Source organism: Roseateles sp. GW821-FHT09H10 (genome assembly GCF_059415865.1).
This window is the reverse complement of the sequence record NZ_JBWKOB010000002.1, coordinates 1,304,937-1,329,648: the sequence shown is the minus strand read 5'-3', so window position 1 is coordinate 1,329,648 and position 24,712 is coordinate 1,304,937. Positions and strand designations below refer to the sequence as shown.

The 24,712-nt window shown below is 68.9% G+C and carries 20 protein-coding genes; 8 read left to right on the top strand and 12 right to left on the bottom strand.

Translation table 11 applies throughout. From position 1 onward, the window contains the following. Nucleotide 1: 1 nt before the first annotated feature. From AC07OY_RS14210 to AC07OY_RS14195, 4 genes are all read right to left on the bottom strand, one after another. A complete protein-coding gene (locus tag AC07OY_RS14210; RefSeq protein WP_495043242.1) occupies nucleotides 2–3,289 on the bottom strand; it encodes an efflux RND transporter permease subunit in 3,288 nt (1,095 codons plus the stop codon). Nucleotides 3,290–3,306: 17 nt separating this feature from the next. After that, nucleotides 3,307–4,536 carry an efflux RND transporter periplasmic adaptor subunit gene (locus AC07OY_RS14205; RefSeq protein WP_495043241.1) on the bottom strand — a complete coding sequence of 410 codons (1,230 nt, stop codon included), beginning with the start codon at nucleotides 4,534–4,536 and terminating at the stop codon, nucleotides 3,307–3,309. 175 nt (nucleotides 4,537–4,711) lie between these two features. Next, the gene (locus AC07OY_RS14200) at nucleotides 4,712–6,184 is read right to left on the bottom strand and encodes a hypothetical protein (protein WP_495043240.1); all 1,473 of its coding nucleotides are present in this window, start codon (nucleotides 6,182–6,184) and stop codon (nucleotides 4,712–4,714) included. A gap of 174 nt (nucleotides 6,185–6,358) precedes the next feature. Continuing rightward, the gene (locus AC07OY_RS14195; protein ID WP_495043239.1) at nucleotides 6,359–7,924 is read right to left on the bottom strand and encodes a peptide MFS transporter; all 1,566 of its coding nucleotides are present in this window, start codon (nucleotides 7,922–7,924) and stop codon (nucleotides 6,359–6,361) included. Between the two features lie 130 nt (nucleotides 7,925–8,054). Between AC07OY_RS14195 and rfbF the strand changes: the two genes are divergently transcribed. The 8 genes from rfbF to AC07OY_RS14155 are packed head-to-tail and all read left to right on the top strand — an operon-like array spanning nucleotide 8,055 to nucleotide 16,959. Next, complete coding sequence (rfbF, locus tag AC07OY_RS14190) at nucleotides 8,055–8,834, top strand: glucose-1-phosphate cytidylyltransferase (protein WP_495043238.1); 780 nt, start codon at nucleotides 8,055–8,057, stop codon at nucleotides 8,832–8,834. Further along, the gene (gene rfbG, locus AC07OY_RS14185) at nucleotides 8,831–9,880 is read left to right on the top strand and encodes a CDP-glucose 4,6-dehydratase (protein ID WP_495043237.1); all 1,050 of its coding nucleotides are present in this window, start codon (nucleotides 8,831–8,833) and stop codon (nucleotides 9,878–9,880) included. Before rfbF ends, rfbG begins: the two co-directional genes overlap by 4 nt. Next, complete coding sequence (gene rfbH, locus AC07OY_RS14180) at nucleotides 9,877–11,196, top strand: lipopolysaccharide biosynthesis protein RfbH (protein WP_495043236.1); 1,320 nt, start codon at nucleotides 9,877–9,879, stop codon at nucleotides 11,194–11,196. Before rfbG ends, rfbH begins: the two co-directional genes overlap by 4 nt. Beyond that, the gene (locus AC07OY_RS14175; RefSeq protein WP_495043235.1) at nucleotides 11,193–12,956 is read left to right on the top strand and encodes a thiamine pyrophosphate-binding protein; all 1,764 of its coding nucleotides are present in this window, start codon (nucleotides 11,193–11,195) and stop codon (nucleotides 12,954–12,956) included. The genes rfbH and AC07OY_RS14175 overlap by 4 nt, the downstream gene beginning before the upstream one ends. Continuing rightward, entirely contained in the window at nucleotides 12,956–13,987 is a 1,032-nt protein-coding gene (locus AC07OY_RS14170) for an FkbM family methyltransferase (RefSeq protein ID WP_495043234.1), read from the top strand. Before AC07OY_RS14175 ends, AC07OY_RS14170 begins: the two co-directional genes overlap by 1 nt. Nucleotides 13,988–13,997: 10 nt before the next feature. Then, on the top strand, nucleotides 13,998–15,086 hold the full coding sequence (locus AC07OY_RS14165) for an N-acetylneuraminate synthase family protein (protein ID WP_495043233.1): 1,089 nt from the start codon (nucleotides 13,998–14,000) through the stop codon (nucleotides 15,084–15,086). After that, entirely contained in the window at nucleotides 15,083–16,111 is a 1,029-nt protein-coding gene (locus AC07OY_RS14160) for an NAD-dependent epimerase/dehydratase family protein (RefSeq protein ID WP_495043232.1), read from the top strand. The genes AC07OY_RS14165 and AC07OY_RS14160 overlap by 4 nt, the downstream gene beginning before the upstream one ends. Nucleotides 16,112–16,113: 2 nt before the next feature. After that, nucleotides 16,114–16,959, top strand: a complete 846-nt coding sequence (locus tag AC07OY_RS14155; RefSeq protein ID WP_495043231.1) for a class I SAM-dependent methyltransferase — start codon at nucleotides 16,114–16,116, stop codon at nucleotides 16,957–16,959. Here the strand turns inward: AC07OY_RS14155 and AC07OY_RS14150 are convergent. The 8 genes from AC07OY_RS14150 to AC07OY_RS14115 form a co-directional block, all read right to left on the bottom strand. After that, nucleotides 16,950–17,912, bottom strand: a complete 963-nt coding sequence (locus AC07OY_RS14150) for a glycosyltransferase family 2 protein (protein WP_495043230.1) — start codon at nucleotides 17,910–17,912, stop codon at nucleotides 16,950–16,952. The genes AC07OY_RS14155 and AC07OY_RS14150 overlap by 10 nt on opposite strands. Continuing rightward, nucleotides 17,909–19,156 carry a hypothetical protein gene (locus tag AC07OY_RS14145; RefSeq protein WP_495043229.1) on the bottom strand — a complete coding sequence of 416 codons (1,248 nt, stop codon included), beginning with the start codon at nucleotides 19,154–19,156 and terminating at the stop codon, nucleotides 17,909–17,911. Before AC07OY_RS14145 ends, AC07OY_RS14150 begins: the two co-directional genes overlap by 4 nt. After that, nucleotides 19,153–20,646, bottom strand: coding sequence for an MptA/MptB family glycosyltransferase (locus tag AC07OY_RS14140; RefSeq protein ID WP_495043228.1), 1,494 nt, complete (start codon nucleotides 20,644–20,646; stop codon nucleotides 19,153–19,155). The genes AC07OY_RS14145 and AC07OY_RS14140 overlap by 4 nt, the downstream gene beginning before the upstream one ends. Further along, nucleotides 20,643–21,626 (bottom strand): glycosyltransferase family 2 protein, encoded by a 984-nt coding sequence (locus tag AC07OY_RS14135; RefSeq protein ID WP_495043227.1) that lies wholly within the window; start codon nucleotides 21,624–21,626, stop codon nucleotides 20,643–20,645. The genes AC07OY_RS14140 and AC07OY_RS14135 overlap by 4 nt, the downstream gene beginning before the upstream one ends. Nucleotides 21,627–21,665: 39 nt before the next feature. Beyond that, nucleotides 21,666–22,247, bottom strand: coding sequence for a L,D-transpeptidase (locus AC07OY_RS14130; protein WP_495043226.1), 582 nt, complete (start codon nucleotides 22,245–22,247; stop codon nucleotides 21,666–21,668). A 126-nt stretch (nucleotides 22,248–22,373) separates the two neighbouring features. Then, nucleotides 22,374–23,204: a hypothetical protein gene (locus AC07OY_RS14125; protein WP_495043225.1), complete on the bottom strand. Its 831-nt coding sequence runs from the start codon at nucleotides 23,202–23,204 to the stop codon at nucleotides 22,374–22,376. Nucleotides 23,205–23,239: 35 nt separating this feature from the next. Then, complete coding sequence (locus AC07OY_RS14120) at nucleotides 23,240–23,605, bottom strand: hypothetical protein (RefSeq protein ID WP_495043224.1); 366 nt, start codon at nucleotides 23,603–23,605, stop codon at nucleotides 23,240–23,242. Nucleotides 23,606–23,786: 181 nt separating this feature from the next. Further along, nucleotides 23,787–24,569 carry an exodeoxyribonuclease III gene (locus tag AC07OY_RS14115; RefSeq protein ID WP_495043223.1) on the bottom strand — a complete coding sequence of 261 codons (783 nt, stop codon included), beginning with the start codon at nucleotides 24,567–24,569 and terminating at the stop codon, nucleotides 23,787–23,789. Nucleotides 24,570–24,712: the final 143 nt, after the last annotated feature.

Sequence of the window (24,712 nt, the reverse complement as noted above, 5' to 3'; positions counted from 1 at the left end):
TTCAGTGGCCCTCCTTCTTGGGGGCGGCATCGTCGATGCCAGGATGGAAGGCATGGGCCGAGGCCTCGACCTGGGCGCGCAGCGCGGCGGCGCGGGCGCGGCGCTTCTCGGTGCCCTTGCGCAGCAGCGTGTAGAAGACCGGCGTCAGGAAGATGCCGAAGAAGGTCACGCCCAGCATGCCGGCAAACACGGCGATGCCCATGGCGCGGCGCATCTCGCTGCCGGCGCCGCTGCCCAGGATCAGCGGGATGACGCCGGCGCAGAAGGCGATGGACGTCATCAGGATGGGGCGCAGGCGCAGGCGGCAGGCCTCGATGACGGCGTCGTAGACCGACTTGCCGTGCTCCTCCAGCTCCTTGGCGAACTCGACGATCAGGATGGCGTTCTTGCACGCCAGCCCCACGAGCACGACCAAGGCCACCTGGGTGAAGATGTTCAGGTCCCCCGCCTGCGCGAAGGGCGGGAAGTGCGAGATCCACACCCCGAACAGCGCCGACAGGATGCACATCGGCACGATCAGGATGATGGCCAGCGGCAGGCTCCAGCTCTCGTATTGCGCCGCCAGCACGAGGATGACGAGCAGCACCGAGAAGGCCAGCACGGCGGCCAGCGTCGGCACCTTGATGTTCAGCCCGGGCACGGTCACGTCGCGCGTCAGGCGGTCCTGGTAGCTGAGCTCGGTGAACTCGTAGCCGAAGCCGCGCGGCAGCGTCTTGAGCAACTGCTCGATCTCGGCCTCGGCCTGGCCCGACGAGAAGCCGGGCTTGGGCGCGCCGTTGATGTCGGCCGACGGGAAGCCGTTGTAGCGCGTGACGCGGGTCGGGCCGAAGGTCGGCTCGACGCTCATCAGCGAACCCAGCGGCACCATCTCGCCGGCCTCGTTGCGGGTCTTCAGCTGCGTGATGTCCTCGGCCTTGGCGCGGAAGGGCGCGTCGGCCTGCACGATGACCTGGTAGGTCTTGCCGAACTTGGTGAAGTCGTTGACGTAGAGCGAGCCCAGGTTGATCTGCAGCGTGTCATAGATGGAGGCCAGCGGCACGCCCATCTGCTTGGCCTTGACGCGGTCGACGTTGGCGAACAGCTGGGGCACATTGATGTCGTAGTTGGAATACGGCGTGCCGATGCTGGTGTTCTGGTTGCCATAGACCTGGCCCAGCGTGCCCCAGACCGCGCCGTACAGGGCCTGCTCGCCCTGGCTGCTGCGGTCCTGCACCTGCACCTTGAAGCCGCCGGCAATGCCCAGGCCGTCGACCGGCGGCGGCGGCACGACGAACATGCGCGCGCCCTGGATCTCCTGGATGGCGCCATTGACCTTGCCGAGGATGGCCTCCTTGCTGAGGTCGCGCGAGGTGCGCTTGTCGAAGTCCTCCAGGCCGAAGAACACGATGCCCTCATTGGGCGCCGCCGAGAAGCCGGCGCCCGACAGGCCGGGGAAGGCTACCGAGTCCTTGATGCCCGGCACCTTGAGCGCGATCTCGCTCATGCGGCGGATGACTTCCTCGGTGCGGTCCAGGCTGGCGCCGGCCGGCAGCTGGGCGATGCCGATCAGGTATTGCTTGTCCGGCGCCGGCACGAAGCCGCTGGGGATGCGCGCCATCAGCAGGGCCGTGGCCCCGAGCAGCAGCGCATAGACGATCAGGGCCAGCGACTTGCGCTTCAGGATGCCGGTGACGCCACGGCCATAGTCCGACGAGCGGCGCTGGAAGAAGCAGTTGAACCAGTGGAAGAAGCGGCCGAAGACCTTGTCCATGCCGCGCATCAGCGCGTCCTTGGGCGCGTCATGCGGGCGCAAGAGGATGGCCGCGAGGGCCGGCGAGAGTGTGAGCGAGTTGAAGGCCGAGATCACCGTCGAGATGGCGATGGTGACGGCGAACTGCTTGTAGAACTGGCCCGACAGGCCCGGCACCAGGGTCAGCGGGATGAAGACCGCGCACAGCACCAGGGCGATGGCGATGATGGGACCCGAGACCTCCTGCATGGCCTTGACCGTCGCCGCATGCGGCGTGAGGCCGTCCTGGATGTTGCGCTCGACGTTCTCGACCACCACGATGGCGTCGTCCACCACGATGCCGATCGCTAGGACGAGGCCGAACAGCGTCAGCGTGTTGATGGAGAAGCCCAGCAACAGCAGCACGGCAAAGGTGCCGACGATGGACACCGGCACGGCCACCAGCGGGATGATGGAGGCGCGCCAGGTCTGCAGGAAGATGATGACGACCAGCACCACCAGGCCGACGGCCTCGAACAGCGTGCTGACGACCTTCTCGATGGAGGTCTGCACGAAGCGCGTCGGGTCGTAGACGATGTCGTAGTCCACGCCCTTGGGGAAGCTGGGCTTGAGGCGCTCCATCGTCTCGCGGACGTTGTTCGAGATGGCCAGCGCGTTGGAGCCGGGCGCCTGGAAGACGGCGATGGCCGCGGCTTCCTTGTTGTTCAGCAGGCTGCGCAGCGCATAGGTGTTGGCGCTGATCTCGACGCGGCCGAGGTCCTTGACGCGCACCATGGCGCCCGTCTTGGGCTCGCTGCGAACGATGATGTTGCCGAACTCTTCCTCGGTGGCCAGGCGGCCCTGGGCGTTGATGGACAGCTGGAAATCGGTGCCCTTGGGCGAGGGCGAGGCGCCCAGCACGCCGGCGGCGACCTGGGTGTTCTGCTCACGGATGGCGCCGACGACTTCACCGGCCGTCAGGTTGCGGGCGGCCAGCTTTTGCGGGTCCAGCCAGATGCGCATGGCGTAGTCGCCCGCGCCGAAGCTCAGCACCGAGCCCATGCCGGGCACGCGCAGCAGGTCGTCACGCACATTCAGCGTGCCGTAGTTGCGCAGGTAGAGGGCGTCGCGCGAGTTGTCGGGGCTGACCAGGTGGACCACCATGGTCAGGTTGGACGCGGCCTTCTCGGTCGTCACGCCGATCTGGCGCACGATGTCGGGCAGGCGCGGCAGCGCGCGGTTGATGCGGTTCTGCACCGCCGTCTCGGCGGCTTCCGGGTGGGTGCCGATCTTGAAGGTGACCGTCAGCGTCATGCCGCCGTCGCCGGTGGCCTGGCTGTCGAAATACAGCACGTTCTCGAGGCCGTTGATCTGCTCTTCCAGCGGCGTGGCCACCGTCTCGGCGATGACGCGCGGGTTGGCGCCCGGGTACTGGGCGCGCACGACGACCTGGGGCGGTGCGACCTCGGGGTATTCCGAGATCGGCAGCAGCGGGATGGCCAGCGCGCCGATGAGGAAGATGAAGAGGGACAACACGGTCGCGAAGCGCGGCCTGTCGATGAAGAAGCGTGAGATGTCCATGGGCTACCGCCTTGGGATTACTTCGAGGCGGCGGAGGCCGGAGCAGATGCCGGAGCGGGGGCCGCGCCAGGTTGGCCCGGGGGGGCGGCCGGGATGGGCATGCCGTTGGCATCGACCTTCAGCACCTGGGGCGTGACCGGGGCGCCGGGGAAGGCGCGCAGCAGGCCGTCGACGATGACCAGTTCGCCGGCCTTGACGCCCTCGACGACGCGCATGCCGTCGATCAGCGCGCCCGGCGTGACCGGGCGGGGCTGCACGATGTTGTTGGCGCCGACGATGAGGACGACCTTGCGGGTCTGGTCGGTCGAGATCGCGCGGTCGGGCACGACGACGGCGTTGTAGCTGCCGCTGCCGATCAGCTTGATGCGGGCGAACAGGCCCGGCGTGAACAGGCCCTGCTTGTTGTCGAACACGGCGCGGCCGCGGATGGAGGCGGTGGCCGGATTCAGGCGGTTGTCGACGAAGTCCATCTTGCCGGTGTGCGGATAGCCCTGCTCGTTGGACAGGCCCATCTGCACCGCATTGGGCGTATCGCGCGACGAGGGGCGGCTGCCGTCACGGGCGGCGCGCATGTATTTCAGATAGGTCGCCTCGCTGGCGTCGAAGTAGGCATAGACCTTGTCGCTGGAGACGACGGTCGTCAGCACCGGGTCGCCGACGCCGACGAGGTTGCCCGGCGTCACGTTGGCGCGCGAGGTGCGGCCGCTGACCGGTGCGGTCACGCTGGCGTATTCGACATTGAGGCGGGACTGCACCAGGGCGGCCTCGGCGGCCTTCTGGTTGGCCTCGGCGGAGCGCAGGGCCGAGCGCAGCTGGTCGATCTCCTGCTGGCTGACGGCGTTGATGCTGACCAGCTTCTCGGAGCGGGCCAGGTCGGCCTTGGCGAGTTCCGCCTGGGTCCTGGCGGCGGCGATCTGGGCTTCCACCCGCGCCACGTCGGCCTTGAAGGCGCGGGCATCGATGGTGAACAGCGGCTCGCCCTTCTTGACCAGCTGGCCTTCCTTGAAGCGCACCGCGTCCACGGTGCCGGCGACGCGGGAGCGCACCTCGACGGTGTCCGGCGCCTCCAGGCGGGCGGTGAACTCGTCGAATTCCTGCACCTGGCGCTGGGTGGCGGGCGCCACCGACACCGGCGGCGGGCCGCCGGGACCGCCATGGCCGCCGGCGCCGTCGGGCTTCTGGCCGCAGGCGGCGAGCAGGGCGAGGAGGACGGGACTCAGGGTCAGCGCCAGATTCTTCTTGGACATGGGGGGCTCCGAATGCAAGCCGGCGACTGTAAGCACATCGCCGCGCCACTGTTACCCCGAAACCTAAAGCCCGACCAGGCTGCTGACATTCCTTGTCAACAGTCCGGAACTGTGAACAAAAACGAAAAAACCGCCCGCAGGCGGTTCCGTTAGGCCCGGCGCAGCCCGGCCGCCTTCAATCCAGCAGGCTCAGCGCAGCGCCGACGAAGACGCTGACCGAGGTGTCCCGCAGCGGCCTGTCGACATGGCCGATGGTGCGCTTGTGGTTCAGGCTGACACCGCCGGTGAAGGGGGTCTTGTCATCCGACTTGTCGCGGAAGAGGTAGAAGGGCAAAGCGACTTCCAGCAGGCGGTCCCGATGCTGGTAGCTCAGGCCCGCCGCGAAGCCGTAGCTCTCGGCGATGCGGCGGTACTCATAGCCCAGTCGCCAGCCGCGCTGGACCGTCGGCACGCTGTAGGCCGGGTCGGGCAGCTTGTGGGCGTAGTCGTAGTTGAGCGCCGCGGTGTGCACATCATTCTTCTTGAAGCCAAAGACCAGCAGGTTGGTGCCGAGGGAGCCGCTGGTGCGGGTGGTGGTGCGCTCGGCACCGTCCTTGCCTTCGGTGTAAGCGAACTTGTCATGGCCTGCCGTCAGGTTCACACCCCACTGCGTCATACGGCCAAAGACGCTGTCAGACTTTTTCTTGGCCCGCGTCAGCGTGTAGCTGTAGGTGAGCTTGGTGGAGGAGGCGATGCCGTCGCTGTCGGAATAGAAGCGCGTCGGACCGTCGTCGTTGGCCGTCGTGCTGATGTTGAGCACATGGTCCTTGGTGAACCGGCGATCGAGGCGGTGCAGCGCGAAGAGCCGCAGATTGGCCTGCGTGCCCTTGACCCCGGCCGAGAACCGGACGGCGTCGCCGCCAAACAGGGACTGGGCGTCCGTGTTGCTGTCCAGGAAGGCGAGGAACTCGATGAGCTCGCCGAGTTCTTCTTCGCTCTTCGCCCCCGCCAGCCGCTCGTCGAAGCGGTAGGCGGCGCGAAGAGCCGACTCGGACAGTACCGGGACACGCTTGTTGCGATCCATCAGGCCATCCATGAGTTTGTTGGCGTCAGCGAGACTTCCCGTCTTGGGCTCGGGACACCGCTGCCCCACGGTGCACTTGCTCAGATCGAGCGCGGTGCCGATCACATCGTTGGCATCCCCGCGCGCATCGCGGATCAGCCCGGAGATTTCGAGCGCTGTCCTGTGTGCCGCCTTGGCATCCTCCCAGGCCGCGACGTTCAAGGGCTTGTCAGCGGTCCGATCGGCGTGCAGGCGCTTCAACGCCTCGGCCACGGCAGGGTCCGTTTTCGCAAAGACATCCTTGGACGTCTTCTGGAGGGCGTTCACGATCTTCTGCGCCTCCTGCGAGCGATTGATGAGATCCGATGTCGCCGCCTTGTCATTGACGGTGAAGATGGGGCCTTCCGCGTCCCTGCGCTGGGTCGTGGCTGCAGCTTCCATGGCGCCGATACGCCGGGTCACCGATTCGAGTGCAGCCTGCAGCGCGCGAACCTGGGCGCGAAGCTCTTCGACTTCGCCCGGCTTTCCCACCTCGGCCGCGGCGACGGCGAGGGGCGTCAGCAAGGCAATCGCGGCCGGCAGGCCATGGCGCATGAAGTGGCGCATGAGATGACTCCCTGAGTTATGGACAGGGCGCCAGCATGGGTGGGCGGCAAGGGGCCGCCATCCACACTATTGCGGAGTGGCACGGACGACACAGCCATGAAAAAAGCCGCCGGGCGCAGGCCGGGCGGCTTTCGGTCGTGACGCAAGGGGTTCACACCCCCTGCAGATGCCGGCTCAATGCACGCCGTGCATCCACTTCTTCATCAGCGGGCTCATCAGCATCAGCACGACGCCGGCGCCGATCGGGATGGCCGTGAAGATCAGGAAGAAGACCGACATCGAGTACTGGTTGGAGATGTGGTCGATGTAGGAGCCGGTGGAGCCGGCGATCTTGTTGGCGATGGCCGTGTTCAGGAACCAGACGCCGAACATCAGGCCGAGCAGGCGGGTCGGCGCCAGCTTGGAGATATAGGACAGGCCGACCGGCGACAGGCAGAGCTCGCCCATGGTGTGCAGCAGATAGGCCAGGCTCAGATACATCATGCTGACCTGGGCCGTCTTGGCGCCCTGCGGAATGCCGGCCGAGCCATAGGACAGCACGGCGAAGCCCAGGCCCAGCAGCACCAGGCCGACGCCGAACTTGACCGGGCCGGACGGGTTCCAGTGCTTCTCCCACATCTTGGAGAACATCGGCGCCAGCACGACGATGAAGAGGCTGTTCAGCACGCTGAACCAGGTGGCGGGCACCTCGGTCTGGTCGAGGGCGAATTCGCGGCCCAGCATCCACAGGCTCAGGCCCCAGATGATGGCGAAAGCCACCGCCAGCGACACATTGGCCATGGCGAACTGGCCCTGCGTCGAGCGGTAGAGCTTGAACAGCAGCCACGACAGGATGGCCGCCGGGATCAGCGTCATCGCCGTGTTGACGATCTTGAAGGCGAAGCCGGCCGTGCCGACCAGCGTGCGGTCGGTGTAGTCGGCCGCGAAGATGGTCATGGAGCCGCCGGCCTGCTCGAAGGCGAACCAGAAGAAGATGGTGAAGAAGGAGAACACGAAGATCGCCTTCAGGCGGTCGGCCACGACATGGCTGGGCGTGTCGTCCACCTTGGCCTGCTCGGCCTTGCGCTCGGCATCGACCTTGTCGCCGATGCTGCCGAACATGCCCTGGCTGAGCCAGAACTGGATGGCGCCCAGGATCATGAAGACGCCGGCCAGGCCAAAGCCCAGGTTCCAGGAGATCTTCTCGCCGATGTAGCCGCACAGCAGGATGCCGAAGAAGGCACCGGCGTTCACGCCCATGTAGAACAGCGTGTAGCCGCCGTCACGGGCGTTCTCGTTGCCCGGGCCGTAGAGCTGGCCGACGATGGCCGAGATATTGGGCTTGAACAGGCCCGTGCCGACGACGATCAGGCCCAGGCCTGCGTAGAACATCGGCACCGTGTCCATGAACAGCGCGATATGGCCGGCCGCGATGATGAAGCCGCCCAGCAGCACCGAGCGGCGCGTGCCCAGCAGACGGTCGGCGATATAGCCGCCCAGGATGGGGGTCAGGTAGACCAGCCCGGTGTACCAGCCGTAGAGGGTCGTGGCTTCGGCGCGGCTCCAGCCCCAGCCGCCCTTGGCGGCCTCCGTGACGAGGAAGAGCACGAGCAGGGCGCGCATGCCGTAGTAGGAGAAACGCTCCCACATCTCGGCGAAGAAGAGGACGAAAAGCTGGTTGGGCTGGCCAAGGATGGTCGCCGCGGTGGTCGGCGTCCGGCCGGCCGTGGCCGGGTTGGCCACGGGGGAGGTGGTAGTCACGTCAGTCGTTCCAGGTGAAACCGGGGAGCGGGCGGTAGCCCGCGCGGAAGGCCGGAATTGTCCCGCCGGCAGGGCGTTTTCCACGGACGGACGGCCTGGGGTATGCCCTGGGTCGACCTAAACTCGTTCGATGACCAAAGCCGTGATCCTTGCCGGGGGACTGGGTACTCGCATCGCCGAGGAAACCCATCTGCGTCCCAAGCCCATGATCGAGATCGGCGGCCAGCCCATCCTGTGGCACATCATGAAGATCTATGCCGCCCACGGCATCCAGGACTTCATCGTCTGCTGCGGCTACAAGGGCTATGTCATCAAGGAATACTTCGCCAACTACTTCCTGCACAGCTCGGACGTCACCTTCGACCTGGCCCACAACCGCATGGAGGTGCACGAGCGCCACGCCGAGCCCTGGCGCGTGACGCTAGTGGACACCGGCCATGACAGCGGCACCGGCGGCCGGCTCAAGCGCGTGGCGGCCTATCTGAAGGACGAGACCGACTTCTGCTTCACCTATGGCGACGGCGTGGCCGACGTCGACGTGACCGCGGCCATCGCCCAGCACCGCGCCCGCGGCCTGGCGGCCACCATCACCACCGCCATCCCGCCGGCCCGCTTCGGCGCCTTGGATGTGGACCCCGACACCGGCCTGGTGCGGCGTTTCCGCGAGAAGCCGCAGAGCGAGAGCGCCGGCGTCAATGCCGGCTTCTTCGTGCTCAATCCCGAGGTGCTGGACCTCATCGACGGCGATGCCGACGCCTGGGAAGCCAGGCCGCTGGAAACCCTGGCCGAACGCGGCCAGCTGGGCGTCTACGAACACCCGGGCTTCTGGCAGCCCATGGACACCGTGCGCGACCGCACCCATCTGGAGCGCCTTTGGGCCGAAGGCCGGGCGCCGTGGAAAACGTGGTGACCCCCTCCACCTGGGCCGGCCGGCGCGTTTTCGTCACCGGCCACACCGGCTTCAAGGGCGGCTGGCTGGCGCTGTGGCTCAAGCGCCTGGGCGCCCAGGTCAGCGGCTATGCGCTGGCGCCCGAGGCCGGCGGCTTCCACGAGCTGGCCGGCGTGCGCCAGGTGCTGCAGGCCGACTGGGTGGCCGATGTGCGCGACGCGCCGACGCTGCTGGACGCGCTGATCACGGCCCAGCCCGAGGTCGTCTTCCATCTCGCCGCCCAGCCGCTGGTGCGCGCCTCCTATGCCGACCCGCTGGGCACCTTCGCCACCAATGTGATGGGCACGGCCCATCTGCTGGACGCCGTGCGCCAGTACGGCGGCGTGCGCGCCACCGTCGTCGTCACCACCGACAAGTGCTACCGCGACCTCGGCCCGCCCTGCCGCGAGACCGACGCCCTGGGCGGCCACGACCCCTACAGCGCCAGCAAGGCGGGCGCCGAGATCGTCGCGGCCAGCTATGCGGCCTCCTATGGCCTGCCGATGGCCACGGCGCGAGCCGGCAATGTCATCGGCGGTGGCGACATCAGCACGGATCGCCTCGTGCCCGATCTGCTGCGCGCCATCGATGCCGGCACGCCCCTGCACCTGCGCCACCCCGGCGCCGTGCGCCCCTGGCAGCATGTGCTGGAGCCGCTGGCGGGCTATCTGAAGCTGGCCGAGGGCCTGCTGGCGGACGCCCGGGATTTCGGCGGCGCCTGGAACTTCGGCCCCGCCGACGGGCAAGGCCAGCCGGTGCGCAATGTGGCCAGCCTGCTGCTGGCCCATGCGCGCGCCGACGGCGCCGACCTGCCCGAACTGACCTTGGGCGACGGCAGCGGCGTGCACGAGGCCGGCGTGCTGCTGCTGGACTCCAGCAAGGCCGCCAAGGAGCTTGGCTGGCAGGGGCGGCTGACGCTGTCGGAGGCGCTGCGCCTCACCTGGCAATGGCATCAGGCCCACCGCGCGGGCCAGGACCTGCAGGCGCTGACGCTGCAGCAGATCGACTCTTACTCTCAGTCCGAATGAACCCCGACCAAATCAAGCTGCGCCATCAGATCCTGCAGCTCGTCGAGCAGTACGCCGCCGCGGCGCCTGCGCCCGCCGCCTTCCAGCCCGGCGAGACCGTCATCCCGCCCTCGGGCAAGGTGGTCGGCGCGCCGGAGATGAAGCTGATGGTCGAAGCGTCGCTCGACGCCTGGCTGACCACCGGCCGCTTCAACGCCGCCTTCGAGGCCCGCCTGGGCGAGCGCTTGGGGCCAAAGCATGTGCTGACGACCAATTCCGGCTCGTCGGCCAATCTGCTGGCCTTCACGGCGCTGACCTCGCCACTGCTGGGTGAACGCGCGATCAAGCCCGGCGACGAAGTCATCGGCGTGGCCGCCGGCTTCCCGACCACGGTCAACCCCATCCTGCAATGCGGCGCCGTGCCCGTGCTGGTGGACGTGCACCTGCCGACCTACAACATCGACGTCGCCCAGCTCGAAGCCGCCATCACGCCGCGCACCAAGGCCATCATGCTGGCCCACACGCTGGGCAACCCCTACAACCTCGACGCCATCACCCGCCTGTGCAAGCAGCATGGCCTGTGGCTGGTGGAGGACTGCTGCGACGCGCTGGGATCGACCTACAACGGCCAGCTCGTGGGCAGCTTCGGCGACATCGGCACGCTGAGCTTCTACCCGGCCCACCACATCACCATGGGCGAAGGCGGCGCGGTGTTCACGAACAACGACGACCTGCGCCGCGCCGCCGAGTCCCTGCGCGACTGGGGCCGCGACTGCTGGTGCGCGCCCGGCAAGGACAACACCTGCGGCAAGCGCTATTGCTGGAAGCTGGGCCAGCTGCCCGAGGGCTATGACCACAAGTACACCTACAGCCACCTCGGCTACAACCTGAAGATCACCGACATGCAGGCCGCCTGCGCGCTGGCGCAGCTGGACCGGCTGGACGGCTTCATCGCCGCGCGCAAGCGCAACTTCGCGCGCCTGCACGAGAGGCTGCAGGGCAGCCAGGAATTCCTGCTGCTGCCCGAGGCCACACCCGGCAGCGACCCGTCCTGGTTCGGCTTTCCCATCACGATCAAGCCCGAGGCCAATCTGCGCCGCGTCGACCTGCTCACGCATCTGGACAGCAAGCGCATCGGCACCCGCCTGCTGTTCGCCGGCAACCTGACACGCCAGCCCTATATGCAGGGCCGCAACTACCGCGTCGCCGGCCCGCTGACCAACACCGACATCGTCATGAACGACACCTTCTGGATCGGCCTCTACCCGGGCCTGTCCGACGACCAGCTCGATTACGCGGCCGACGAGATCGCCGGCTTTGTCGGAGGCGGCCTGTGAACGCGGCGGAGCGCATTGCCGCCTATCTCGCGTCCAAAGGCCTGGCCCAGGTCTTTGCCGTCACCGGCGGCGGCGCGATGTTCCTGAACCAGGCGCTGGCCACACAAGCTGGGCTCAAGTGCAGCTTCATGCACCACGAGCAGGCCTGCGCGATGGCGGCCGAGGGCTATGCCCGCATCGATGGCCGGCCGGCCATCGTCAACGTGACGACCGGACCCGGCGGGCTGAATGCACTGAACGGCGTGTTCGGCGCCTTCACCGATTCCATCCCGATGATCGTGCTGTCCGGCCAGGTCAAGCGCGTGACGGCACTGGCGCACACGCCCGTGCCGGGCCTGCGCCAACTGGGTGACCAGGAACTGCCCATCACCGCCATGATCGGCCCCATCGTCAAGAAGGCCTGGGCGATTGGCTCGCTGGAGGAACTGGCGCGCGCCCTGCCCGAAGCCGTCGCACTCGCCACCGAGGGCCGGCCCGGCCCCGTGTGGCTGGACATCCCGATCGACCTGCAGTCGTCGACCGAGGCTTTTGAATTCATCGAACCTGCGCCAGCACAAGCGCCCGCTGCGCCGGACATCAGCACCGTCCTGCAATGGATTCGCGAAGCCAAACGACCGCTGATCCTCGGCGGCACCGGCGTGCGCCTGGCCGGCGCGGTGGACGAGCTGCGCGACCTCGTCGAAGCCAGCGGCATCCCGTTGACGACGGCCTGGACGCATGACCTCATCGAGAGCGACCACCCGCTGTTCGCCGGCCGCCCCGGCACCATCGGCACGCGCGCCGGCAACATCTGCCTGCAGGCGGCCGACCTCGTCATCGTCATCGGCTCGCGGCTCAACATCCGCCAGGTCAGCTACAACTGGGGCAGCTTCGCCAAGGGTGCCCGCGTCGTGCAGGTCGACATCGACGCGGCCGAGCTCGACAAGCCCCTGGTCAAGCCCACGCTGGCCATCACCGCCGACGCCAGGGCCTTCATCCAGGCCCTGCGCGCCGGCATCACGGCGCCGGCCTTCGCGCCCTGGGCCGCCTGGTGCCGCGACATCGCCGCCCGCTATCCCGCGCTGGAGGCCGGCAATGTCAGCGAACCCGGCGTCATCAACCCCTACAGCGCCGTCGAAGCGCTGTTCCAGGCCCTGCCCGCCGACGGCATCGTCGCCAGCGGCAATGCCTCGGCCTGCATCCTGCCCTTCCAGATCAGCCGCTTGAGGCGCGGCCAGCGCCTGTTCAGCAATTCGGGCTCGGCCTCGATGGGCCATGACCTGCCCGCCGCCCTCGGTGCGTCGACGGCTGCGCCGCAGCGGCGTGTCGTCTGCCTGGCCGGCGACGGCAGCCTGCAGATGAATGTGCAGGAGCTGCAGACGCTGAAGACTCAACAGCTCAATGTCGTCGTCGTCGTCATGGCCAACGACGGCTACCTGTCCATCCGCCTCAGCCACGAGAACTTCTTCGGCCGCGTCATCGGCGCCAACCGGGCCTCGGGGGTGGACTGCCCGGACTATGTCGCGCTGGCGCGGGCCTATGGCATTGAAGCCGTCGACATCGCCCAGCCGCAAGACCTGGCACGGCTGCCCGAGCTGATCCAGGGGACCGGCCCGCTGCTGGTGCAGATCCATGTCGACCCGGCCCAGGGCTTTTCACCGAAGCTGAAGTCGCGCGTCGACGAACACGGCAAGTTCCTGACCCCGGAGCTGGACGACATGCACCCCTTCCTGCCGCCCGAGGAGCTGGCGGCCCTGCGCGCCAGCGCGCTGGATCTCTGATGGCGCTGCAGGTCTTCGGCGCCGGCGGTTTTGCGCGCGACCTCGCCAGGGCATTGCGGGCCGATGGCGAGCAGGTGCTGGCCTTCCTGACCTCGGCCACACCCGCCGTTGCCGAACTCGACGGCCTGCCCGTGCAGGCGGCAACAAGGGCCCTGCTGCAACGGGCGCCGGTCTGCATCGGCGCCTTCAACCGCGAGACGCACAGCGACTACGCAGGCCTCTCCACCTGGCTGCGCGGGCTGTCGCCCCAGGTCCAGCTCGTCTGGCCGCAGTCGCTGTATGGCCGGCTGGGCAAGCACCTGGGCTTCCGCTTCTGGCTGGCCGACCCGCAGGCCTATGCCACGGTCGAAGGCGAGATCGCCCAGGCCCGCGAGTGGTTCGACGCCGAGAGCCGTCCGGTCCTGGACCAGCTGCTGGCCTTCCGCCGCCACGCGCATGACACGCCACCCGCGCCGCATGCCGGCATGCAATACCTGCCCGACTGGCTGGCCGCGCATCTGAGCGGCAGCGACGGCCTGCGCCTCGTCGACGGCGGCGCCTACCGCGGCGAGACCCTGCAGGCCTTTGCCGAGCGCATGCCCATCCAGCAGGCCTGGAGCTTCGAGCCCGATGCCGACAACTACGCGGCGCTGGCCGCGGCGCTGCGGGACTGGCCCGCGCCCGTCGTCCACGTCCCCGCCGGCCTGTCCGATCACTGCGGCCTGGCCGGCTTCGCGGCCGGCGCCGGCGAGGCCAGCCATTTCGGCGGCGATGGCGGCCGGCCCACGCCCATCGTCGCGCTGGACGACTGCCTGCACGGCGCGCCCATCAACTTCCTGAAGCTGGACGTCGAGGGCCACGAACTCGCGGCGCTGACCGGCGCCCGCCGCACCCTGCTGCGCGAACGCCCGACGATGGCCATCGCGGCCTATCACCGCTGGGACGATCTGTGGCGTCTGCCCGCCTTCATCGCCGAACTCGGCCTGGGCTACCGGCTGCGCCTGGGCCTGCACGGCCACAATAGTTTCGACACCGTTCTCTACGCTTACTGAGGCCCCCGCCATGGACGCCATCTTCCAGAATCTCTTCGTCCTCGAACTCGCCAACAACCATTGGGGCAGCGTCGAGCGCGGGCTCAAGATCATCAACGCCTTCGCCCAGGTGGTGCGCTTCAACAATGTGCGCGCCGCCATCAAGCTGCAGTTCCGCGACGTCGACCACTTCATCTCGCCGAGCTTCAAGGGCCGCGAGGACCTGCGCTACATCAAGAAGACCGAGGCCACCAAGCTCGACAAGCAGCAATACGCGACGCTGATCAACGCCATCCGCGACCAGGGCTGCATCCCCATGGCCACGGCCTTCGACGAGGCCTCGGTGGACCTGTGCGAGGAGTTCGACCTGCCCCTCATCAAGGTGGCCAGCTCCGACCTGAACGACTGGTTCCTGCTCGACCGCATCGCCAAGACGCGCAAGCCCGTCATCGTCTCCACCGGCGGCTCGTCCGAGAAGGACGTGGACGACCTCGTCACCTTCTTCGGCAACCGCCACATCCCGCTGTCGCTCAACCATTGCGTCTCCCTCTATCCGACCGAGGACGATGAGATGGAACTCAACCAGATCGACTACCTGCGCCAGCGCTTTCCGCAGCTCGTCATCGGCCACTCCACCCACGAGTACCGGGACTGGCAGGCCTCCATGCTGATGTCCTATGCCAAGGGCGCGCGCAGCTGGGAGCGCCACATCGACATCGAGGACGGCGGCATCCCAGTCTCGCCCTACTGCTCGCTGCCCCACCAGATCGACACCTGGTTCAAGGCCTTCCACACGGCCCGCGAGATGTGCGGCGCCAGCGGCGAGAGCAAGCGCATCCCCAGCCGCCGCGAGATCGAATACCTGGACCAGCTGGTGCGCGGCGTCTACCTGAAGCGCGACCTGCCCGCTGGCTACGAGTTCCACCACGCCAGCGTGGACCGCGACTTCTACCTGGCCATCCCGCTGCAGAAGGGCCAGTTGTCCTGCCGCGAGGTCATGAACGGCCAGCGCACCACGCGCGAACTCAAGGCCGACTCGGCCCTGATGATCGACGACCTCGACAGCCCCTATGCCACCACGCCGGCGCTGCGCGACCTGATCTACGGCCGCGGCCTGTGAGACTCGACTTCGCGAGCTTTCTCGCGGACGACTTCGAGAGGCTGTCCGCCGCCGCGCCGCCGCTGGCCCTGGACGGCCAGCGCCTGATGCTCAGCGGCGCCACCGGCTTCTTCGGCAAGCAGCTGCTGGCCCTGCTGGCCTGGCTGCACGGCCGCGGCCAGCGCTTCGAGGTCGTCGGCCTGAGCCGCGATCCGCAGCGCTTCTTCACGCTGGAACCCTGGGCCGCCACGCTGCCCTGGCTGACGCTGCTGCCCGGCGATGCCCGCGAGCCCTGGCCGGGCGACGGCGCCTTTGACGGCCTCATCCACGCCGCCACCGACACCCACGCCAGCGCCCACACCGACCTGCAGGCCGTGTTCGACGGCGTCGTCGCCGGCACGCGCCAGGCCCTCGCCTTCGCCGCCGCGCATGGCGTGCGCCGGCTGCTGCTGACCGGCTCCGGCGCGCAGTACGGCGCCCTGCCCGCCGGCGCCGTGGACGAGGACCATGCGCTGGCCTGCGACCCGACCCAGGCCGGCAGTGCCTACGGCGAGGCCAAGCGCGTCGCCGAACTGCTGGCGGCCCTGCAGGCCGGGCGCCACGGTTTCGACGTGATCCCGACGCGCTGCTTCGCCTTCGCCGGCCCGGGCCTGGACCTCAACGGCCACTTCGCCATCGGCAACTTCATCCGCGACGCGCTGGCCGGCGGACCGCTGAAGCTGTCCTCCGACGGCTCCGCGGTGCGCAGCTATCTGTATGGCGCCGATCTGGCCTGGTGGCTGCTGCACCTGCTGCAGGCCGCGCCGGCCGGGCGGCCCGTCAATGTCGGCTCCGACGCCGGCTTGAGCGTGGCCGAGCTCGCCCGGCTGGCCCGTGACGAGCTCAACCCCGGAGCCGACGTGCAGCTGGGCCCCGCGCAAGCCGGCCAGCCGCGCCGCCACTATCTGCCCGCCATCGCCCGCGCCCGCGCTCTCGGCCTCGAGGCCTGGACCTCCTTGCCACTGGCACTGCAGCGCACCGCAGCCTGGCATCAACAGGGAAGCTGACCATGCCGCGCCTCGCCACCCGCTGCATCTGCTGCGATGCCACCCCGCTGGAGCGCCAGGGCGCCGTGCTGATGCCCTTCGTCGCCGAACGCGCCCTGGGCTGGCAGGCCTGCGAGATCACGCCCGAATGGGGCCTGCGCGACCTGCCGACGGGCTGGGCCCAGGCCCTGTGCACCAGCCTGCATTGCCCGGCCTGCGGCTGCCTCTTCCTGGACATGCGCTTCGACGGCGACGAGATGGGGCGCCTGTATGCCGGCTATCGCGGCCCGGACTACGAGGCCCAGCGCGAGCGGCTGGAACCCGGCTACGCCGAACGCAACCGCCGCCTGCTGGCGGGCGACGAACACATCCCCACCGTCGAGGCCTTCCTGCGCCCCTGGCTGCCGGCGCGGCCCACCGTGCTGGACTGGGGTGGCGACACCGGCCAGAACACGCCGCTGCGCGCCAGCGCCGCTCGCCACGACGTGCTGGACATCTCCGGCCGTCCGCTGGTGCCCGGCGCCACCGCCGTCGCTGCGCCGCAGGGGTCTTACGACCTCATCGTGCTGGCCCATGTGCTGGAGCATGTGCCCGAGCCGGATGCGCTGCTGCGCGAAGTCGCGGGCGCGATGGGCGAAACCACCCGGCTCTATGTCGAGGTGCCTTTCGAGGCCTTGATGCAGGCCGCCGAGGCCGAAGCGTCGGCCTGGCGGCGCAAGCGCCATTGGCACGAGCACATCAACTTCTTCAGCGCCGAGTCGCTGCGCCGCCTGCTGCAGCGCTGCGGCCTGCAAGTGCAGGCCGAGACGCGGCTGACGCTGGCGGGCCAGGCGCAGGCGCTGGGCCTGCTGTGCCAGCGTCAGCGCTGACGCACGCGCCGGCCGGCCGCGGCCAGCACCAGGCCGCGCGTCCAGCGCTGGGGCAGGGCCAGCGCCACCAGCAGCCGCGGCCATACGCGCGCCGAAAGACGTAGCAGCGGCCACAGCGGCCGCAGGCTGCGCAGCAGCTGCGCGCGGGACACGCCGCGCACGGCATTCCAGACGAACTGGTTGGCCGTGGAGCGCGCCACGAAGGCGGCCATGTCCTGCTGCACGGCCATGAGGCGCGCGCGATCGGTCTCGGGCCAGGCCTGCAGCACCTCGTCGGCCAGCAGGCGGGTCTCCAGCGCCCAGGCGGTCACGGGCGTGCCGGTGGACAGGTTGTCCTCGGTGACGAAGCGGTAGTGCGACAGCGGCCGCGCGACGCAGCCGACATCGCCAAGCCGCGCCAGCCGCGTCCACAGATACATGTCGCCGAAGATGCGGCCGGGCGGGATGGGGCCGATGGCCCGCATGTCTGCCATGCGGCTGACTGCGGCGCACCAGCAGACCTCGCGCTGGCCGGCAAAGAAGGCGGCCAGGAAGTCGCTGCCGGACTCGCGCTCAGGCCCGCACAGCGCCGGCACGGCGGCCTCGGCGTAATGGGTCAGGCAGCCGGTGTAGACGAAGGGCAGGCCGGGATGGCGGTCCAGCAGGGCCAGCACCTCGGCCGCGAAGTCGGGCTCCAGCCAGTCGTCATCGGACAAGCCGACGAAGTAGTCGCCCCGCGCCTGCTCGATGAGAAAGTTGCCGTGGTCCTGCACGCTGATGGTCTGCTCGTGGCGGAACTTGCGCAGCCGCGAGTCGCTGATGCCGGCCAGCCAGGCCGCGGTGCCATCGCTGGAGCCGTTGTCGGAGATCAGGATCTCGATGTCGTCGCGGGTCTGGGCCAGCGCGCTTTCCAGCGCCCGCTTCACGAGCGCGAAACGGTTCAGCGTGGGGATGACGATGCTCAGGCGGATCATGGCGTCGACGGCAGGCGTTGCAGCAGGCGCTGGTAGTGCCGGCGGGCCAGCAGCAGGCCGATCAGGGTGCAGCCGAGATGCGCCGCGGCAATGGCCGGCAGGCCGGCGACGCGCGCGACGGCGGCGATCAGCGCGAGGCTGGCCAGGCCGCCGATGACGCTCAGGCGCAGCAGCGGCTCCAGCCGCTCGGCGCGCAGCACCACCGCGTAGCAGGCGGTGGCGTGGTGGGCCAGGCCGGCCGCGAGCAGCAGGACCAGCGTGAGCAGGTCCGGCAGCCGCTCGGCCAGCGCGGGCATCCATTGCAGCAGCACGGCCACGAGGCCCAGCGCGCCCAGCGCCGTCAGCAGGGCCAGGGCCAGCGACCACCCCAGCATCCGCTTCAGCCGCTGGCGCACGCCGGCACCGTCGCCATGCGCCAGCAGGCCGGCAAAGCGCGCGGCCTGGCTCAGCGGCCAGGCGGTGCACAGCAGCAGCAGCATGTTCATGATCGCCAGCGCGATGCCGAAACGCGCCGTGGCCGGCGCGCCCTGGCTGAGCAGCAGCAGGGGATTGAGGGCCTGGAAGACCAGAAAGCCCGCCAGGGCGCTCAGGCCGATGCGCCATTGGAAGGGCCACAGCTGGTTCGCCCAGGAGAACCCGGCCGCCGAACCGGCAGTCGCCTGATCGCCTGCGCCTCGAACCAGCTCCCACAGCAGCGGCACCGCCGCGCGAATTCCGAAGTACAGCGCCAGGCTCCACAACCCTGCGCCCGCGAGCAAGCTGCCCACGAAGCCGCAGGCGCCGAGCACCTCCTGCACAAAGCGCAGGCGCCAGGCCAGGCCGACCGAGAGCGCGCCCTCCAGCCAGGCCAGCTCCAGCTGCGCCCACTGCAGGGTCGCGGCGGCCAGGGCCAGCGCGCACCAGGGCGCCACCGCGGCAGCCGGCAGCCACAGGGCGACGACGCCACCCACCAGCAGGCCAGTGCCCGTCAGCCAGGCCAGGCCACGGCGGCGGGCCTGGCGGCGCAGTTGGGCGGCCGCGGCCGCGTCACCCTTCGCGCGCAGATGGCCAGCCATCTGCAGGCTGGCATAGCCGACGCCGAAGTCCCCGAGCTGGATCAGCGCGGCCAGGCTCAGGAAGCCGAAGAACAGGCCCTGCAGCTCGACGCCATAGCCGCGCACCACGCAGGCCACCGCCAGCAAGGCGCCCAGGCCCTGGGTGGCACGCGTCAGCAAGGCCCAGCGGGCCTCGACGGCCAGCGTCATGGCCGCGGCTCCGCAAGCTGGCGGCGCATATAGAGCCAGGTCGAGGCCAGCAGCAGCAGATAGAGGGCCAGGTTGGCCGCGAACAGCACCGGACGCTCGCCCTTCACCGTGTAGATGACCAGCGGCACATAGGCGACCGACAGCCACAGCGCCAGGCAACGCGCCGCCGCGCTCGGCAGCACGAAGGCAAAGCCCATCAGCCAGGTCAGGTACCACTCCTGGTTGGAGGTGTTGACGAGCACGAAATACAGCAGCGTGGCGATGAGGCAGAGCTCGACGCCGGCGTTGAAGGGCTCGCGCTTGAGGCGCGGCCAGTAGCGCCAGCACAGCGCCGCATAGGCGGCCATATAGGCCAGGCGCAGCACGCCGCCCAGGTCTTCGCGCGTGATCAGGGCCTGCGGCAGGCCGAACAGCGCCGGCAGCACGTGCCGCGTCATCGCGTCGATCAGAGAAAAGACGCTGCTGCGGTAGACATGCACACCGGTGCTGAGCAGGTGCGCCACATGCTCGGTCGACTTCGGATAGAGCTGCTGCCAAGCCAGCAGGGCCAGGCCGAAGCCGGCCACCAGCAGGGCCGCGGAGCGCCATTGCAGTCGCCCGTCCGCGCCCTGCAGCAGGGCCATGGCGGCCATGATGGGCAGGAAGACCAGCGGGAAGTACTTCAGGCTGAAGGCGGTGCCCAGGGCCAGGCCGGCGGCCAGCAGGTGGCGACGCTGCAGCAGGCACAGGGCGGCCAGGATGCAGACGTTCATCAGGTGGTCGTTGTGTGCGCAGGTCAGCACGCTGAACAGGATCAGCGGGTTGGCGCCATAGCCGAACAGCGCCGCCTGGCGCCAGGCCGGTGGCGCCAGCCGCCAGACCATGGCGGTGGCCGCCGCATGCAGGCCCAGGTAGAAGAGCTTGTGCAGGGCCAGGGCCAGCTTCTCGCTGCCACCGGACAGGGCGGCGATGCCGCCGGCGATCTTCTGGAACAGCGGACCGTAGGAGGTCGTGCCCTCGAGGAAGGGCGGGTGCACGTTGGCGAACATCGCGTCGTTCGCAAAGCCCGGGATCTGCCCCATCGGCTGCTGGTAGGGGTTGAGGCCGTAATGCGCATCCACCCAGCCGGTGCCGATGTAGAAGAACACGTCCGGGCTGACCCAGGGCATGCCGATGGCGAAGGCGATGGCGACCAGGCCGCAGGCGCCCGCGACGCGCCGGGGCGACGCGAGATCGGGCTGGCGGCTGAGTTTCAGCAACAGGGCCGCATACAGCGCACCGAGCAGCACGAACAGCGCGAGGTGCAGGGCACGCCCCTGCAGCACGCGCTGGGCGGCGACGCGCGGGGCCTCGGCGTCGAACAGGCCGAGGAAATAGTCGAACTCATGGGGCATCAGCTGCAGCGGCGACTGCCACCACAGCCGCGCCGATACGGCCATGGTCAGCAGCACGCAGGCCAGATAGGCCCCGAACAGCCAGCCGACGGCGCGGCCGGCACGCGCCTCGGTCATTCCCGCGGCGCGCCGGAATGGCGCGGCAGCGCGTCACCCGGCGGCAGGTTCACGCGTTCCTTCTCCACCACCAGGGGCCGCTTGCTGACCTGGGTGTGGATGGCCGCCACGTATTCGCCCAGGATGCCGATGAAGAACAGCTGCACCGCGGCGAAGAAGAACAGCCCGATGACGACCGGCGCCGTGCCGATGGCGAACTGCTGCCAGAACAGCAGCTTGGCGACCAGATAGCCCAGCGACACCAGCAGGCTCAGCGCACTGAGCGTGAAGCCGGCCAGCGTGGCCAGGCGCAGCGGCAGCTTGGAGTGGCTCGTCAGGCCCAGCATGGCCAGGTCGTAGAGGGTGTAGAAGTTGTTCTTGGTGATGCCCCGCACGCGCGCCGGCTGCTCGAACTCGACCGTCGCGTAGCGGATGCCCAGCTCGGCGATGAGGCCGCGGAAATATGGGTAGGGGTCGCCCAGTCCGCGGATCATGTCGACGACCGAACGGTCATAGAGGCCGAAGCCGGTGAAGTTGGCGATCAGCGGCACGTCGGCCATGCGGCCCAGGGCGCGGTAATAGGCGCGCCGCAGCACCGACATCGCCCAGGTCTCGCGGGAGTTCGGCTTGACGCCCAGGGCGATCAGCTCGCCGGCGCGCCAGTGGTCGATGAAGCGGCCGATCAGCTCGGGCGGGTCCTGCAGGTCGGAGGCCATGCAGATGATGGCCTGGCCGCTGGCCTGGTACATGCCGTGCAGCGGCGAGCGCACATGGCCGAAATTGCGCGCGTTGACGATGAGCTTGACGCGCGGATCGGCCGCGGCGATGGCCTTCACCTGGGCGACGGTGCCGTCGGTGGAGCCGTTGTCCACATAGATGTGCTCGAACTCGAAATCAGCCGCCGGCCCGCCCGCCTCGAACTGGGCCTTGATGCGCCGGTGCAGCTCGACGACGTTGTCGGCCTCGTTCAGGCAGCTGGTGACGATGCTGATCAGGGTCATGCGGCCGCATCCTAGGGCCTGGCCGCATGACCCGCGAGCTCAGGGCGAGGCAGCGTGGGCCGCGCCACCGGCGCCGGCGAGAAGAGGTTCACGCTCCGGCAGGATGTAGACCAGGCTCTTGCCCTGGCCCAGCGTCGGCAGCACGACCTGATCGAAGAAGGCCGGGTCGACGACGACGCAGCCCAGCGTGATGCGGCGGTCCTGCAGATTGGCGGAGGCCAGGCGCTCAGAGCGGCGTTGGCTGGCCGGCGCCGGGCGCAGGCGGTGGATGGCGAGGTTGGCCTCGTAGTCGAACCAGACGATGCGCTCGCCGCTCAGGTTGCGTCCCGGCTGGGCTTCGAAGCGGCCGGACGGCGTCACGCGTTCATTGACCTTCAGCGCCGACGGATCCTTGCCGCGCGAGCTCTGCGGTTCCTGGTCGCCGGGCGTCAGCCCGAGCAGCACGGGCGCGCGGCCGACGAGATGACCATCGGCGGCATAGACGGACAGCGTCGCCTGGCGCTTGTCGACGATGGCGAAAGGGCGGCTGTCGTCCGCGTCACTGGCGACCGGGCGCGAGATGACCTGCGCTTGCGCGGCATTGGCCGCCACAAGGCCGGCCACCGCAGCGATGCCACCCATGACGGCCCTGGCCCGATCTGCCCAACTGCTGCCCACTCGACGCCCCTTGTCCCAGGCGGCGCAACCATCGCGCCTGCCTTGGCGGGCAGTCTAGGAAAAGCGTCTTGTAACCAACAGACAAGGAGTTCACGGTTTGGCGTTGTTACCTCGCCGTGAGCCGGCCTGGGCCAGCATCTGCGGTGGCGCCGCTGCCGGGAAGAAGGCCGTCAGCGGCTGCTTCTCCGGCAGCACATAGACCACGCCCCGGCGCTGGCCCAGGTTGGGCAGCACGGTGCGTTCAAAGAACTCGACTGGCACATTGATGCAGCCCCAGCTGATGCGGTTGTCCGCCGCCGTCTTGCTGGCCAGGCGCTCCAGGCGCCTCTCCTTGGGGTTGCTGTTGATGACGCGGTGCATGGAAACAGCCGCGTCGTAGTCCACCCAGACCACCTCCTTGCCGTCGGCGTTGCGGCCGGGCGCCGAGACGAAGCGGCCGGCGGGCGTGGTGCGCTCCTGCGGCTTGATCTCCTCGATCGCCTTCTGGCCGATGCCGGCCACGGTGTTGTCGCCGGCCGCATAGCCGAGCAGCACGGGGCTGGTGCCGATCAGGCGGCCGCTCGGGGCAAAGACATAGACCTGGGCGCGGCGCTTGTCGACGATGGCGAAGGCGCTGCTGCCGTTGTCGGCCTCGCGCACGGCCCAGGTCGCGACGCGGGTCACGTCCAGGGGCGCGCGGACCTTGCCGAAGTCGAGCTGGCGATCGATGGCCGGCGCGGGCAGGGGTGTCGGGGCAGGCGCCGCCGCGGCAGCGACGGGGCGCTGGGCGGTTGTTGCTGCGGGCTTGCGCTTGAAGCTGCCCGAGACCGTGAAGAAGACGGCCAGGGCCAGGGCAGCGATCAGGCCGCCCTGGCCGAGGCCGATGAGGATGTCGCGACGCCGGACTTCGGCTTCGCGTTCAGCGCGATCTCCGAAACGCATGATCGATGACGGAGGAAGCGCTCAGCCGATGCGGCTTAGTGGCGGTCGGCGCGAGGAGCCGGAGCCGTCGAGTCGTAGGACGGGCTGGGCGTCGTCGTCGTGGTGGTCGTGTCGGTCGTCGTCGTCGTGGTGGATTCCACCGGCGGCGTCACCTTGGCCGGATCGTCGGCGGGCTGCTGCTCGGCGACGGCGGCGGTGCTGTCGGCAGGCATCGCGGCATTGGGATCCACGGGTGCGGCGTTCGGATCGGCCGGGGTCTGCTCGCTCAGCGGCGTTGCGGTCGCGGCGGCCACGGGATCCGTCGGCTGCTGCTGGTCTTCGGTCTGGGCGACAGCGAGGCCGATGCCGGTCACGAGGAAGGCGGCGGTCAGTGCGCTGGTCACGGTCTTGATGGTGGACATGGGAAGCTCCTTTTCAGTCAGTGCAGTGGCCGACTAGCAATGCCGACCGGCGGGTGCCGGGCATTTCCACCGCGGCTGAATCCACTCTATGGCCCTGACTGCGCGCCCGGCGTCGGCGTCGAGCGTCATCTCATGTAGGAGGCACCCTCAGTCCGTAGCGGCCGGTTACGCCGTGTATTCGTTACAGCTTGAAGTCGTAGTCGATGGTCAGCGGCGCGTGGTCGCTGAACATCTGGCCGGTGTAGATGGCCTCGGTCCTGGCCAGCGCGGCGATGCCGGGCGTGGCCAGGTGGTAGTCCAGCCGCCACCCGACGTTGTTGGCGCGCGCCGCGCCGCGGGCGCTCCACCAGGTGTACTGCTCGGCCTTGTCGTTCAGCGTGCGGAAGACGTCGACGACGCCGCCATCGTCGAACAGCGTCGTCAGCCAGGCGCGCTCCTCGGGCAGGAAGCCGCTGTTCTTCTGGTTGCCGCGCCAGTTCTTCAGGTCGATTTCCTTGTGGGCGATGTTGACGTCGGCCACCAGGATGAACTCGCGCTCGGCCTTCAGCGCCATCAGATGCGGGTGCATGGCGGCCAGGAAGCGGTACTTGACCGCCTGGCGCTCCTCGCCGCTGGTGCCGCTGGGGAAATAGACGCTGATCAGGCTGAGCTTGCGGCCGGGCTTGTCGAAGCGCTTCTCGACCCAGCGGCCCTCGCTGTCGAACTCGGTGATGCCGAGGCCCGTGATCAGGTCGCTGGGCTCCTCCCGGGTGTACAGGCCCACTCCCGAGTAGCCCTTCTTCTCCGCGTAATGGAAATGACCCGCGAGCTTGTCGCAGTGGCGGAACTTGGCCTCCACGACGTCGGCCTGCGCCTTGAGCTCCTGGACGCCGACCGCATCGGCCTGCTGCTGGTCCAGCCACTCGAAGAAGCCCTTGCTGGCGGCGGAACGCACGCCGTTGAGGTTGGCCGTGATGAAGCGCATCGGATTTAGGGAGAGGGTTGACCTGGGGAAGTATCGCAGTGCAGCAAATGCACAACACCCCCGCACGCTTTCATCATCAAACGGTCATGTGATCTTTACGATCCCGTAGGAATCAGAGGCGTTACGAACGCCCATTTTTTCGT